We start from the raw sequence: 13465 nt of genomic DNA on the forward strand, positions 1-13465 counted from the left end.
TCCTCATTCTGGTTAGTGGGCTATTTCGTTGCGAACCGAGCGCAGATGGAAGGTGCCATCCCGGTTTTCCGCAATAATGGATGTTCCGCTGCCGCGTTCCAGAAGCACCTCGTGTACAGTCGCTTGCGATGCTCCATCTGCCATGGCGGAAAAATCAAGCGTCAGAGGGGCCTTCAACTGCACGGTTTTGGCTTGGCCGGCAGCAAGAGCGGACACGGCGTTGGCCTTTGCCTGTGGTACATAGAAATCCAATGCAGATATATCCGTCAGATTGTAAAAGCTGAGGCTCGCTTTGGCCGGGTTGACGGCGATCTGATCGTCGATCACCTTCAGTTCGCCGGACTTGTTCTGAACAATGGTATAGAATTTTCCAGGTTTTGCCTGCACGGTTCCGGATTGGTCTCCAATGACGACTTCAACGCTGCTGGGAGAGACAACGACATATGGCGAAATGCCTGTTTCCAGTTGCGGATAGATCTTGCTGTCAATTCTCACAGCTGTCTTGCCGCTCACCAGAACCCGCACAAAGGAAGAATTCGGATCGAGGGCCTTTGCGTAAAGGCCGGAGTCGTTTGCACTGGCTGCTACCGCAGAAAGCAGAACAGAAGCAATGAGGAAGAATGCGAAATGAAATGTCTTAAACATGGTCGTCGTCCGTTATCAGTATGAACAAAGTTGGAGTTCGCTCCCACCTTCGGGAGGCCGGTTGAAAGTCAACTTCAAGCTCTTGATTGGAGCCTGCTCAAGCGGCAGCAAGGGGAAATAAAATCGGCCTGTGGCGCGTAGGCGGTCGCCCCGATGCATGGCAATGCTGCGATGCTGTCCATTGGCCAACGCAGCTTCAACTGTGAGATTGCGAATGGTCTGGTCCTGGGTTTCCACCATCACAGCCTGATTGGAGGCGACTTTCACAGAGGCAAGATCAACGAAAAATTCATCTTGCTGCTCGCCGATATTCTGCACCTCAAGCGCGGGCTGGCAGGTCTGCGATGCCGCGGCCAGCAATTCCACCCATGGGGCGGGCCCATATTGTCCCAGATTGTTGTAGATCGGGTTTTCCCATATGAGAAAGCGTGGGCGGTTTTCCTGAAATTCGCGTGAGGTCATGTAAGAGAGGATCGAGCCAAACTGGTTGCCGCCGGATATGGCATAGTTGGTCAGCGTCAGGGAGCTGTATTGGCTGATAAAGCCGCCAAAATTGCCAGCCTCAGCGTTTGACATACTGGTGCCGACCAATGCAATCGGGTCTGCGGCCTCGGCACCGAAAAGGTCAACCGTGCCCGAGGATTGATCAACCTTGGTGGTCTCGTAGGCCATGCTTTCGACCACAGGAAGGGCATCCTTGCAGAAGCGCTGTAGATTGTTGCGCAATGTCGAGAAGGACACCATACGGTCGAGTTCGCGGGTCTTGAATTTGGTTTTCTTTATAGAGGCATATCCCGGCTGCGCCTTGATGACATCGGCGATGGCCTTGGCCGCAAGGCGTGACCCCTGAGCTGTCCAGTGGAAATCGGAGCGAAAGAACAGTCCGTCTTCGGATTTTGCCGCCAGCATGGGGCTTTGAAGATCGACAGCCAGAATATTGGCTGCTTTCAGACGATCAATAACGGTCTGATAGCTTTGCGCCGCGAGCTTACGATCATAGCCATAGAGCTTGGCTCTTTCGGGCAAGAAATCCGGCATGGCCTGACTTTTGGTCGGTACGGGCGCATAGATCAGCGTTGTGCCCTTTTCCTTCAGGACTTCAGACAGTTTTGCAAGATTCTGGATCGATTCATCGGAGAAGCTGAAATGCAGTCTCATATCCGTGAAGATCCGGTAGAAATATCCGGATTTTCCTTCCAGTGAACGCGGGTCGGCCACATCTTCAAGATGCTTGCAGCCAAAGGCCGAAGATGAAAGATCGCCTTTCGCTTCGGCGTCCCCCGAGAATATGGTGGCGCATAATAGAGCGGCAAATAGAGGTTTCAAATCGGTCATGACAAATACTCGTTTTTAGGTTTCCTCGCCCACAGGCTGAGGCAAATTAATAAGTTTTCTCAAATTCTTCGCGGCTGCCCGAATGCCAAAATCATCGCTGCGATCCGCAACATCCAGATAGCGCTTCACTTCCTCTTTTTCCTTGGGCATCAAAGGCTGGTGAGAGGCTATGGAGGCCGCCAGACGCAGGGCAATCTTGTCGTCATAGGCTGACGTATCCACCCGTTTCATCAGCTCCATGGCCAGATCCGGTTTGGCTCCGAATGGCGAGCCCTGTTCATAAAATTGAGCGAGGGCCAACAGCGCCTTCTGATCGCCACTTCTGGCCTGCCGCAGAAGTGCCTGTTCCAGATGTTCCAATCTGCTGTCAGTGAATTCGACATTCTGGTTTTTCAGGATCTTGACCAGTGGCCGGACGGCATAACTGCGCCCGTCATAAGCTGCGATGGACAGATAATGCGCGACATCGGAGAGAATATCGTTGCGGCCCATTCCCATAAGGCGCTTGGCGAAGCGATAGGCGGCCAGACCATCGCCCGTATCGGCAAGCTCACGCAGATCCTTGTAGGAAACATGCTGCTTTCTGACCAAACGTTTGCGGATTTGCTTCAAGCGATAGGTATCGAGATTGAAGGCCGAAGACACCTTGACGACAGGGCGCTGTGGCTGCCCATTATTGGCAGACTGGATCTGCGGCAGGTTTAGCGGACTGTTGACCTCAACACCGATGACATGCTGGCGCTGGCTATTGGCTGCAGCATTGACGTTGCCAGTTGCAAGAGCAAGGCAGGATGCAAGCATCAGGGATTTGATGTTACGAATGCTCATCACTCTGCTCCTTCAACAAGAGGTTCAAATCGACGGTTTCAGCGCCGGCCGATGTGTCGTCCTTTGGCTGTGGTTTCTCATCCCAGATGCCCTTCTGCGCCAGATAGCGCGTCGGGAATTCCCAGATGACGACCCGAGGGGGCGTGTCTTTGAGGATGTCGCCATGAAGAAAGGCATACATCGGCGCGCCCGGGCCCTTGGCCTTTTCGGCCAGGTTCAGGACATCGGCTTTCAAATCTTTCTTGAGAAATTCAGCGAAGGACCAACGCGTATCTGCACTGTAACTGGTACCAACCAGTACGACCGGGAAGCTGTCTTCGGAGCCGAACAGATCCAGCGTAGCATTGTCCGATACCTCTTCTTCTGCGCGCCAGATATTGGTGTGCTCCTGATCAATGCCCGCCAGTTTGCCGTAATCCTGTCCAGTCACGAAATTGACCAGATCGCCCCAGAAGGTCTCCTCTTCTGCGCTGAAGAGCTTGAAGGATTTGCTGTCGAGATCATCGGGCAACGACATGTCCTGCTCGATTGCTGCCGCGACTTTCTGCGCACCCAGAGGCGTCCAGTGCGTATCGGTTTTGAAAAAGACATTCCCTTCCGATTTGGCAGACATCATGGTGTCGCGCGTGTCGACTACCTCGATACCCTGGGATTGCAGACGTGAAACGAACTGGTGATATTGGCTAATCGCATTGGAGGTGTCTGAAACAGTTTCCAGATGCTCCGAATAGATGTCGGATTTTTGCGGCAGAGGCACCAGCACAAGTTTGATGTTGCGGCTGCCAAGTTCGTTTTTGACAGCGGCAATCTCTGCGACGGATCGCTCGATCAGTGGTTCGGAATCGATGTCTGGACCGAATTCCTCTTCGGTGAAGAACCATTCGTCATCCCCCACGACGACGCCCTTTTTACCAACACCGAGCGTGAGGTAACGAGCCGCGCCCAACAGGCCCACAGCCGGTTCGCGGTGCGGCAGGCTGGTCTTGTAGATCTCTTCGAATTCACGGGTCAGCCCACCTTCCAGAAGGCTCCGTTCACTGGTGCTCTGAAGCTTGGTTTCATCGCTCAGAAACAGGCTTGCATTGGCATAAACGGCATAGCCGATAAAGAGAGCCGGAGTCAGAAGACGAAAAGCATTTGCGATCTTAACAATCATATCTTTCTCCTAGAACTGGAAGTAGAGGAAGGGTGAAAAGCTTTGTTCAGCCAGCTTGGCAACGGCCAACACCAGAAGTGCGCTTGTGGCCAGTGTCAGCGACATAGAGCGTACAGCCGGGAGCATGGCGGCGGCCGATAAGCCCCCTTGGCCATTCTTGACCAGCAATCCGCTGTCTTCTTGCTCTGTTTTGGAAGAGCCGAACCATGTTTGCAATTTGCCTTCAAGAGCGGCGATCAGGGCGCTGATGCAAAGGAAGACGAACGCATCCTGCGGTAGGCCAATGAGGAAATCCGGGCGGATTACAACGCCGTTGGCGCCAACAAGTCCGGCATACATATCCATCGCCACACCGACATTTTCTGCACGGAAGACAACCCAACCGATCATGACGATGACAAATGTGATTGGCAGCGAGAACCAGACGCTGTCTGCCCGCTTGACCCAGCCCGTCATGCGCTCAAGGGCAAGCCATCCGCCATGCCAGGCACCCCAGATGACGAAGGTCCAGCTGGCTCCGTGCCACAAGCCGCCCAGCACCATGACCGTGCAGAGATTGAGGTAGGTTCTGTAAACGGAGCCACGGTTCCCCCCGAGCGGAATATATAGATAATCGCGTAGCCAGACAGACAGGGAAATATGCCAGCGTCTCCAGAACTCGGTAATGGAGCGAGAGATATAGGGACGGTTGAAATTCTCGATGAAGCGGAAGCCGATCATCATGCCAAGGCCGATGGCCATATCGGAATAGCCGGAGAAGTCGAAATAGAGCTGAAGCGTATAGGCAACCGTGCCCAGCAGCGCCTCGCCGAATGTCGGATCGCTAGAGGCAAAAGCCGCATCGGCAATGGGCGCGATGCTGTCAGCAAGAAGGATTTTCTTGGCCAGACCAATGGTGAACCGTGTCATGCCGTCAGTGAAGAGCTTGACGCTATGCTCGCGGTGATCGATCTGGTCTGCAAGATCCTTGAAGCGCAGGATGGGACCGGCGATCAATTGCGGGAACAGGGCAATAAAGGCTGCGAAATCGATAAAGCTTTTCGTTGCAGGTGCATCGCCGCGGCGGATGTCGATCAGATAGCTGATCGACTGGAAAATATAGAAGGAAATGCCGATCGGCAGGATAAGGCGCCAATGCACGCCCATCTCCTGTGCCGTCATGCCAGCAAGAGCGGCAAAGCTGTCGACAAAGAAATTGAGATATTTGAAGACGCCCAGCACCAACAGGCAACCGATCACGCCGATCGCGCAGAAAAGCTGCTTTCTGGCTTCGCTGGTCGCAAGCTGGATCTTCAGGCCCAAGCCGTAGGTCCACAGCGTCACCAGAAAGAGCAACATGAGAAAATCAACGCGCCACCAGGCGTAAAAGATATAGGACCCCAGAACGAGCGTCCATGAGCGGAGTCTGACTGGCGTGAGGTAATAGAAAGCCAGAAACAGCGGCAAATATAAAAATAGGAATTGTTCTGATGAAAATACCATTTTGACACCTAGAGCTTACAGCTTTCCAGATTGAGAAGAACAAATTGACGAGCGCCACCATTGCCAACCGCGGCTGCTGTTGAGTTGGTGGTCGTAAAGATGCCGGAAACCCCGTTGTCGAGCTTTCCTGCACGGGCTAAATATTGAGGTAAATTGCGTTTCAGCTCGCCGGAGAAAAGAACCGGCAGCTGTCTGGAAAAATCATTGCCAGTCAGTTCCAACTTGGGAGAGTGACGGGCCAGAACACCAATTTCATTGTCAATAAAACGGTTGTGATTCAGTTGATGGCGGTCTTCGGTGGCGATGCCGCCGATGATGGCAATGGCAGCCCCGCTATTGCCCGCGATAATATTCTTCTGAAAATGCATGGCTAGGCTGTTGGTTGTTGCAATGCCGCCTTTGCCATTCTGATAGATCGAATTGCCGGAGATCTCGGAACAGGCTGCCCCTTCCAGAGCGATGCCGTCCTGTGCGTTGTCCAGAAGAAGATTGTTCAGAATATGCGCTTTGGAAACGCCGCCGGAAGCATAGATTCCAGCCCCCTGCCCGCTGGAAATGACATTACCACTGATCATTAGGTTTTTCGGATTCTGGGTCAGATGGATGCCGTGATGTTGGCTGCCGACAATGATATTGTTCTGAACCTGACCGTTTTCGACATTTCTGATGCGAAGCGCGGAATCTTTGCTGTTTAAGATCAGATTGTTTCGAATATCAATCTGCTTCATGCCGATCATCTCAATGGATCCAACATCGACAATGCGGTTGGATAGCAGACGCATTTGTGTCTGGATCGGAAAGAGCAGATTGGAGACAACATCGATGCCGCGCATATAGGTACGGTCGCCAAAACCCAGATTGGAAAGCTTGCTGCCAACGATATCCGTTCCGCCACCAAGAGCTGTCAGGATAAAGGGTTTGAAATCCTTGACCTTATTGCGCTGCTCGCTCCCCTTAAGCTCTGCCTTGTGCATGGAGAAATTGCCGATATTGACGACAAATACGCCTTCAGCTGTCGAAAGGGTCAGGGTTTCTCCAGCTTCAATTTGCAATTTGGCCGCCGACATGATGAACAGCGGATAATGCAGGCTGTAGACACTGTCGCTTTTGGTCAGAGCTTCGCTATTGCCCGCTTTTTCAAGGGCTGCATGGATATCGGCCAGTGTGAAGGCTCCGCTCTGTAAGGTCAGTACAGGTTGGCCCGCTCTCGGGTTTGCCAAGCGCAAATCGGCATGATGCTTGCTGCCCATCTGCTTTCTGACCTGCCCGAGCACCAGATCCATCGGCAGAAAATCGAGCCGTTGTTTCCGAGCGGTTTTCTTTACGCCTTCAAGGGGAGAGGCTGTTACATCATCACCGTCCTGTCCCCAAGCTTCAGGGGTCAGGCTTGGCATGATTTGCGACACAGAATTTGACAACGCATAGATATCCAGATCCGGCGCCAGAGCCAATTGCTGCTTGAGCTCTGTTACATCGCCCAAAGGGTCGGGCAGTGCGCGCAAGAGCCCCTGTTCTGCACGCGCACTGATCCCTTCCCCGGGCAACAGAGCCGGAGCCATCGCAGCCAATATGAATGCTGTTGTCCGGATCAGGCCAATCATCATGCCACCTCTTCGGCGCGGACTTCGACACCAAGTACGGCGGACTTCTGGTAGTCGAGAACTTCTTCGCCTTCGACCTTATATTGGATCTCAACGATGACAGCGGTTTCGTTGCCTGTATTGCGGAAGGTTGCGGCTTCCCCTTCCTTCACTTCAACCACATCGCCGGGCGTGAACTGGCTGATGCCTGCCTTGTTGGTAAAGACGCCCTGCCCTTCGGAGAAAGTGAGAAGGCGATGATAGTGTGCCATTTCATCAAACAGCAGCGTGCGGCCCGGTTCGATGCGAAGCATGGTGAGATTGAAGCTCTTGCCAGACTGCATCTTGATTGCCTGTCCCCAAGGCAGGGTTTTGGATGCGTGGGCGACCACTTCATTGCGGCCATCTTCCTCCAGAGTGGAAATGATGGATTTCACTTTTTGACTATGGTCATGGGTGGTCACCAGCAAAGCGTCGTCGGTGTCCACGATCACGAGATCCTCAATGCCCAATACGGCGATCAGGCGGTTCTGTGAGCCACGGATGTAAGAATCCTTGGAGTCGATGCAAACGACGTCACCGGAGACATAGTTGCCCTGATCATCCTTTTCACTCACAGCATGGAATGCCTTCCAGGCGCCGACATCATTCCAGTCGATATCGGTTGGAGCGAGAATGGTGCGGTCGGTTTTCTCAAATACGATGGCTTCGGTCGGGCCACTCACGGCGCGGGCGAAGTCTTCGCCAGCCAGCTCTAGTCGATCCGGGAAATATTCAGCGTTTGAATAGGCCGCCATGACCTGTTCAAAGGAATCCGGATCAAGTCTGCGATATTCCTCCATGATCACGTCTGCGCGGAACATGCTGATGCCGGATGCCCAGAAGGCATTGCGGTCGATCATCATCTGTTCGGCGATTTCAAACGGTGGTTTCTCGACAAAGCGCGAGACCTTTTGTGCAAAGGCCACTTCGTCATGTGGGCCACCATCGACAATGTAACCATACCCGGTTTCCGGATAGCGTGGCTCGATGCCAAACAGGGCAATCTTGCCTGCGTGGGCAGCGGGGACCATGCGTTTGAGCGCCTTGTTGAGGTCGCCCTTGATGATATGGTCTGAGGGCAGAACCGCCATGACCGCATCGGGATCCCGAAGGGAAAGGTGGATAGCGGCAGCTAATACGGCCGGCCCCGTGTTTCTGCCAAGCGGCTCTGCGATAATCGTCGCATTGGTGTCGATATCATTGAGCTGCTGTTTGACGACCCCCAGATGTGACCTGTTCACACTGATTATGGGTTCTTCGAAGCCGTCTGCAACATGTCTGGAGACGGTCGCCTGGAAGAATGTCGTGTCCTCAGACCCGTTGATGGCCTGAAACTGTTTGGGGTTATTCGAGCGCGAAAGAGGCCAAAGGCGTGTCCCCACCCCTCCACACAATACCAATGGATAGATGCCAACCATTTTTCTCATCCTTGTCATTTTAATGCACAATGTTCGGTCTTTTGCCCCGGCTTGCGACTGATGGGGCATTCCTTCACACAGGATCAGAGAACCTGTTGTTTGTACTCATTAAATAAACTCATAAAAGAGACGTATCTGCCGTCCTTGATACGAAGTTTGGCAGGGCTTCCCGTATCAGCCAGCGTCAATAATCCTTCCGGCGCGGTGAAAGTGACGCGCGTCACTGACTGGCCGGAAACGGGAGGCTTGATGTCTTTGGTTTGCAGATTAACTGTTCTGCCGTCAGCCAGCGTTGCTTCTGCAACACCGCCAAAGACGAGCATTTCGGCTTCCTTGTCTGGCAGAATGGCCGAAACCAAAATGCCGCTGTCATTGCCCGGAATGAAGGCAAGATTATCGTCTGTCGCCACCACGTTGCCCACCACGCTTGACTTGGCGATGGTCAGCGTGCAGTCGCAGGGGTTAACGACGGTCAGTTGACGACCATCGGCCCCCTGAATGGCGACGAGCGGTTCTTCCAGTCCTGCTTGCGGATTGACATAGACGATTTGTCCATCAACGCCGGACTTGATAACGGCACCGCTTGGCATGACGGTTGCCAGTTTTGGCACATCTCTGATGAGCAGTCGGTTCTGGATCAGGGAACCGGCCAGCACGACGAGGCCAAGTGTGGCCGCGCCGACAAAGGCGGTCCCCACCATCGACTTGAAGCGCTGGACGAAAGAGCGTTCGCTATCAGCAGCTCCGGCAGGTGTTTTCTTGGCCTTGTCTGCGGTGACGCTCAGCAGGTCGTTGATATCGACGACTTCGCCTGCGATATAGGCATTGAGAATGTAGCGCAAACGCGGCAGGTGTGGCCCGGTCGGGTTGAGGAAATCAAGCCGGTAGAGCCCGGTCACCTCGTCCACACAGACCATTACGACCTCAATGGCCATGGTCACCTGAAAGCCTTCAAAAGGTACCCGGAACGTGGCTGGCTTGATGACCTGCCCATAGTCGCGCGAGGCGAGCCCTTTTACATAGGCGTTGACCAGCGAAATCCCATCGCCCTCATATTGCCGTCCTTCAATAACGACCGAGAAAGGCATCTGCAGCATGGCCTGCTCGCTTGTATGATCATCAGAGAGCGAAACGGCATCCAGAGTTTCATAAGGCTCATGGTCAGGTAGTTTGTTGTGATCGTCGATATGCATGGCAATTAATTCCCAATTCAAACAAGTCCGGTGATCCAGGAAACGCCCAGAGCCAACCAACAGAAGGTCAGCCCCTGGAGAAACCAGGAAAATGAGTTTGATTTCATAAAATTAGTGCGAACGGCTTTTGCTTTGTTGGTGGTGTTCTGGCGCGTCCATTTCTGCTTATCGAGCCGAAACAGGATGTAGCTTTTGACCAACGCACCAAAGGTCTGGCTAAAATAGAGAAGGAAGGGATAGGTAATCGGGAAACGCCCTTCCCGGAACGAAGAGATAAGCAGGCAAAACAGGTATCTGGTCAGCATCACCCATGCGAGGTAAAGCAGCAGGACAAGTGGATCGACCAGAATGGCGGCCAATAGCAAGCCGATGGGGCCTGCAAGGGTCGTCCACATTGACAGGCGCTGGTCAAGAATGGACCACCAGGTAAAGAACCCGATGCGTCCCGGACCGAGCGATAGGGCTCGTCCGTTGGTTCTGAGCATGTTGCCGAACCAGCGCGTCATCAGGGTAATGGCGGAGTCAAAGAAGCCTGCACGTGGTTGGGTTTCAATGGAAAGCGTTTTGACATCGGGCAAATAGCCCATCTTGTAGCCATTGCGCAGCAACCAGTACCAGGTCGATTTGTCGTCTCCGGTGAGGAAGTTCACCCGACCCAGCCGCCAGTGATCGATATGGTCACTCTGTACCGCCTCGATAAACTCGGCGTTGGTGGCAAGGTCAGCCCGGAAGACTGACATCCGGCCAGTCAGCGTCAGGACACGCTCACTGATGCCCATGGAACACATCATCATCTGACGCTGGGCAAAGCGAAGGTTGAACCAGTCGCGGAACAGGCGCCCACCCGTGGATTCAGAGGTTTCGTCCGTTGTCATGGCCCCATAGCTTGGATCAAGGAAATATGGTGCCGAGCGATCGACCACATCCTTGGGGACGCAGCTGTCCCCATCCACGAAGATGACGATGTCATTGCGTGAAGGATAATGCTTGGCGATGGTCCTCAATGAGGTTGCCAGCGCATCACGTTTGCCTGTGCCTTCGATCCGGTCAAAGACCAGCTGCACGCGGCTCATATCCATCGGCATGGAAGCAAATGCGCTTTTGATGAGGCGCACATCGGAGGCATCAACCACGGAGGCTACGATCGTTGCGCCACCTTTTGAATTGGCCGCCGCCTCGAAGATCGAGCGATAGACGCGGGCTGAAATTTCTGGCGCAATCTTGAAAGTTGTCGTCAGAAAGAAGGCATGCGCCCGGGTTGGCTTGGCGAAATAGCGTTCCTCGGCAGCATTACGCCGCCGGGGAAACACAACCCGCTTGTACCAGAAGGCACGAAGGAAGTTCGTCGCGGCCCAACTGTACCGCCATGCTCCGACAATGCCCAGAACAACGATCGCACCGGAAGCATTGGTGCTGACCTCGACCGGCACGGACAAAGCAAGGATCAGCATCACCATTATATATGCAATGTGAGCCACCATCGTCTCGTCCTCACCAACAGATGCCTTCGTAATTGCCGTTGGACGTCACCTTGTTATTGAGGCGAGCCAGATCGACCATCGGCAATGTTGAAGCGGCCTTGGAGAGAGGTTCGACAACTTCGGAATATTTGTTTCCGACGAGCAGGATGTCGGATTGCTCGATCAGTGCATCGATAGAGCTGACAAGGCGTTGTTCCAGATTTTCGACATAGTCGTTGCCACGACCTGCGCCACTCATTGCTTCGTCATAGGCTTCCTGCACGAAGGGATCATAGATCTTGAGATCGTAACCCTTCTTGATCAAGCGGTCTGCCAGCGCAGCCAAGGGGCTTTCGCGCAGGTCATCGGTACCAGCCTTGAAGCTGATGCCCACCATGCCAATCGAACGGCCCACCAGATTGTCGACGAGATGTTCTGCGCGGCGGATTTGCGCCTCGTTCGCAGAAAGAGCCACGTCCAGCATCGGAGATGGGACATTGTTGGACCTTGCCAGGAAGCGCAAAGCGCGCAGATCTTTCGGCAGACACGAGCCGCCAAAGGCGAAGCCAGGGCGCATGAAGTAAGGCGACATGTTGACCTTCATGTCTGAACAGAGGACGCGCATCACCTCTTGTCCATCAAGGCCGACGGCCTTGGCGATGTTGCCGATTTCATTGGCGAAGGTGATCTTGACGGCACGCCAGCAGTTGCTGGTGTATTTGATCATTTCCGCGGTGCGCAGATTGACCGAGCTGATTTCGCAATTTAGCTGGCCATTGATCTCGGTCAGAATATCGTCAGTCTTTTGATCAAGAGCGCCAAAGACGATAAGACCCGGATCATAATAATCTTCAATGGCGGTGCTCTCGCGCAGGAATTCAGGGAAATATCCCACCCCAAATTCTTCGCCCGCTGTCATGCCGGAGGATGCTTCCAGAGCCGGGATGCAGGACTTTTCCATGGAGCCTGGTACAATCGTCGAGCGGACGATGACGGAATGGAACGTGTCCTTGAGGGAAAGCGCACTGCCGATGGCGGTACAAACGCTCAACACATAGTCCAGACCGACAGATCCGTCTGGAGCACTGGGGGTGCCAACGCATACGAATGACGCATCTGTTTCCAACACCGCTTTACGGGCATCTGTCGTGGCGGTCAATCGACCACTTGCGACGCCGGTTTCAATAAGCTCTTCCAGCCCATTCTCTACAATGGGGGTTTTCCCGGCGTTGATCGAATCGACTTTGCTCTGATCAACATCCGCAGCAATGACAGTATGGCCGTCTCTTGCAAGACAAGCTGCGGCTACCGTTCCAACATATCCAATACCAAAAATGCTAATTCTGGCCACGACAAACCTCATGTTCTCATAGTATTAATTTTTGTTCGATGAATTCGATGCACCCCCGGAAAGTCTTGTTCATTTCCCGAGGGGCTGAGCTTCGGCCCGTAAATGGGCAAATTTTATGCAAATATTAATCTTGTCTTAACGATTAGCGTGGCTACCAAAAAATACCTAGTCAGAATAAATGGAACCCTTGTAAGGAAAATCCTTTCTCATGATTTTTCAATTAGTTAATGGTTTTGGTTTACATGCGTGTAGTTAAGGTTGCGCGCAACCGACAGCTCGAGGAACTGTGTGCGCCTAATTTTTGAGCAACTATTTTGAGGGAATTTGTATGCCGAACAATGAGAGTGGAACTAAGCCGCATAATTCAGTGACTTAGAATGATTTTTCATGAATCAAAGTATTTCACATGCCGTTTTTGATTTGCATCACAATTGCTGATAATAAAGTCTTGACAGTCCAATATTTAGATCTTGAAATCGCCAAATTTATCTCTTATTTTCCGTTTCAATCTTCGGGAAACCGATATCGAGCCTTAAACAGAAGAAATAAAATTTATCCCGCTTTCGTCTTTTCCGGACGTACTTTTCAATCCTATTGCTTGCCAGACCTTATTTTCGTCGGTCTTCTTATTTATTTTTCTTAAATGTTATTTCTGTACAAGGGTGCTGAGTAGCAACACGAGAGGAATCTGGCCATGGATTCGATAGCTTTGGTGGAAAGACTGGCTAATACGCTGAGTGACCTTGATGGTAAGTCCATCAATCCTGATACTCTGAAGGAGTTGGTCAAGCAGGATGCGCAAGAGACGCTGTTTGAGGATCGCCCTTCCAACGTGATCTCTCTGTCCGATATTCGCGGCAAGCTTCAGAGCGCCTGATATGCGCTCGCTTTAAACTCGCCGGGAATCTATCGTATAGGAGCCATTGGGCGCGGTGGCTCCAGCCACAATTTTGGTGCTTCTTTAAAGGTCTTTTT

11 protein-coding genes are annotated in these 13465 nt (G+C 52.9%); 1 reads left to right on the forward strand and 10 read right to left on the reverse strand.

Annotation, left to right across the window (positions count from 1 at the left end):
* Nucleotides 1–12: 12 nt before the first annotated feature.
* From BM258_RS14785 to BM258_RS14830, 10 genes are all read right to left on the reverse strand, one after another.
* Nucleotides 13–645 (reverse strand): alginate O-acetyltransferase AlgF, encoded by a 633-nt coding sequence (locus BM258_RS14785; protein ID WP_090073590.1) that lies wholly within the window; start codon nucleotides 643–645, stop codon nucleotides 13–15.
* Between the two features lie 15 nt (nucleotides 646–660).
* Entirely contained in the window at nucleotides 661–1980 is a 1320-nt protein-coding gene (locus tag BM258_RS14790; protein ID WP_090073591.1) for an alginate O-acetyltransferase AlgX-related protein, read from the reverse strand.
* A 15-nt stretch (nucleotides 1981–1995) separates the two neighbouring features.
* Nucleotides 1996–2808: a hypothetical protein gene (locus tag BM258_RS14795; protein WP_090073593.1), complete on the reverse strand. Its 813-nt coding sequence runs from the start codon at nucleotides 2806–2808 to the stop codon at nucleotides 1996–1998.
* On the reverse strand, nucleotides 2795–3964 hold the full coding sequence (locus BM258_RS14800) for an alginate O-acetyltransferase AlgX-related protein (protein WP_090073594.1): 1170 nt from the start codon (nucleotides 3962–3964) through the stop codon (nucleotides 2795–2797). The genes BM258_RS14795 and BM258_RS14800 overlap by 14 nt, the downstream gene beginning before the upstream one ends.
* 9 nt (nucleotides 3965–3973) lie before the next feature.
* Nucleotides 3974–5446: an MBOAT family O-acyltransferase gene (locus tag BM258_RS14805; RefSeq protein ID WP_090073596.1), complete on the reverse strand. Its 1473-nt coding sequence runs from the start codon at nucleotides 5444–5446 to the stop codon at nucleotides 3974–3976.
* 8 nt (nucleotides 5447–5454) lie between these two features.
* Nucleotides 5455–7050: a right-handed parallel beta-helix repeat-containing protein gene (locus BM258_RS14810; protein WP_090073598.1), complete on the reverse strand. Its 1596-nt coding sequence runs from the start codon at nucleotides 7048–7050 to the stop codon at nucleotides 5455–5457.
* Nucleotides 7047–8486 carry a mannose-1-phosphate guanylyltransferase gene (locus tag BM258_RS14815; RefSeq protein ID WP_175528084.1) on the reverse strand — a complete coding sequence of 480 codons (1440 nt, stop codon included), beginning with the start codon at nucleotides 8484–8486 and terminating at the stop codon, nucleotides 7047–7049. Before BM258_RS14815 ends, BM258_RS14810 begins: the two co-directional genes overlap by 4 nt.
* An 83-nt stretch (nucleotides 8487–8569) precedes the next feature.
* Nucleotides 8570–9679 carry a hypothetical protein gene (locus BM258_RS14820; protein ID WP_090073602.1) on the reverse strand — a complete coding sequence of 370 codons (1110 nt, stop codon included), beginning with the start codon at nucleotides 9677–9679 and terminating at the stop codon, nucleotides 8570–8572.
* A 17-nt stretch (nucleotides 9680–9696) separates the two neighbouring features.
* The gene (locus tag BM258_RS14825) at nucleotides 9697–11160 is read right to left on the reverse strand and encodes a glycosyltransferase (RefSeq protein ID WP_090073604.1); all 1464 of its coding nucleotides are present in this window, start codon (nucleotides 11158–11160) and stop codon (nucleotides 9697–9699) included.
* Between the two features lie 10 nt (nucleotides 11161–11170).
* Complete coding sequence (locus tag BM258_RS14830) at nucleotides 11171–12490, reverse strand: nucleotide sugar dehydrogenase (protein WP_090073797.1); 1320 nt, start codon at nucleotides 12488–12490, stop codon at nucleotides 11171–11173.
* 694 nt (nucleotides 12491–13184) lie between these two features.
* Here BM258_RS14830 and BM258_RS14835 point away from each other — a divergent pair.
* Nucleotides 13185–13367: a hypothetical protein gene (locus tag BM258_RS14835; RefSeq protein WP_090073605.1), complete on the forward strand. Its 183-nt coding sequence runs from the start codon at nucleotides 13185–13187 to the stop codon at nucleotides 13365–13367.
* The last annotated feature ends 98 nt before the right edge of the window (nucleotides 13368–13465 follow it).

The organism is Cohaesibacter marisflavi (assembly GCF_900115225.1).
GTDB lineage: Bacteria > Pseudomonadota > Alphaproteobacteria > Rhizobiales > Cohaesibacteraceae > Cohaesibacter > Cohaesibacter marisflavi.

Bases quoted from the DNA above. Each gene is read 5' to 3' on its own strand.
- BM258_RS14785 (WP_090073590.1), bottom strand. From the start codon at position 645: ATGTTTAAGACATTTCATTTCGCATTCTTCCTCATTGCTTCTGTTCTG.
- BM258_RS14790 (WP_090073591.1), bottom strand. From the start codon at position 1,980: ATGACCGATTTGAAACCTCTATTTGCCGCTCTATTATGCGCCACCATA.
- BM258_RS14795 (WP_090073593.1), bottom strand. From the start codon at position 2,808: ATGAGCATTCGTAACATCAAATCCCTGATGCTTGCATCCTGCCTTGCT.
- BM258_RS14800 (WP_090073594.1), bottom strand. From the start codon at position 3,964: ATGATTGTTAAGATCGCAAATGCTTTTCGTCTTCTGACTCCGGCTCTC.
- BM258_RS14805 (WP_090073596.1), bottom strand. From the start codon at position 5,446: ATGGTATTTTCATCAGAACAATTCCTATTTTTATATTTGCCGCTGTTT.
- BM258_RS14810 (WP_090073598.1), bottom strand. From the start codon at position 7,050: ATGATGATTGGCCTGATCCGGACAACAGCATTCATATTGGCTGCGATG.
- BM258_RS14815 (WP_175528084.1), bottom strand. From the start codon at position 8,486: ATGGTTGGCATCTATCCATTGGTATTGTGTGGAGGGGTGGGGACACGC.
- BM258_RS14820 (WP_090073602.1), bottom strand. From the start codon at position 9,679: ATGCATATCGACGATCACAACAAACTACCTGACCATGAGCCTTATGAA.
- BM258_RS14825 (WP_090073604.1), bottom strand. From the start codon at position 11,160: ATGGTGGCTCACATTGCATATATAATGGTGATGCTGATCCTTGCTTTG.
- BM258_RS14835 (WP_090073605.1), top strand. From the start codon at position 13,185: ATGGATTCGATAGCTTTGGTGGAAAGACTGGCTAATACGCTGAGTGAC.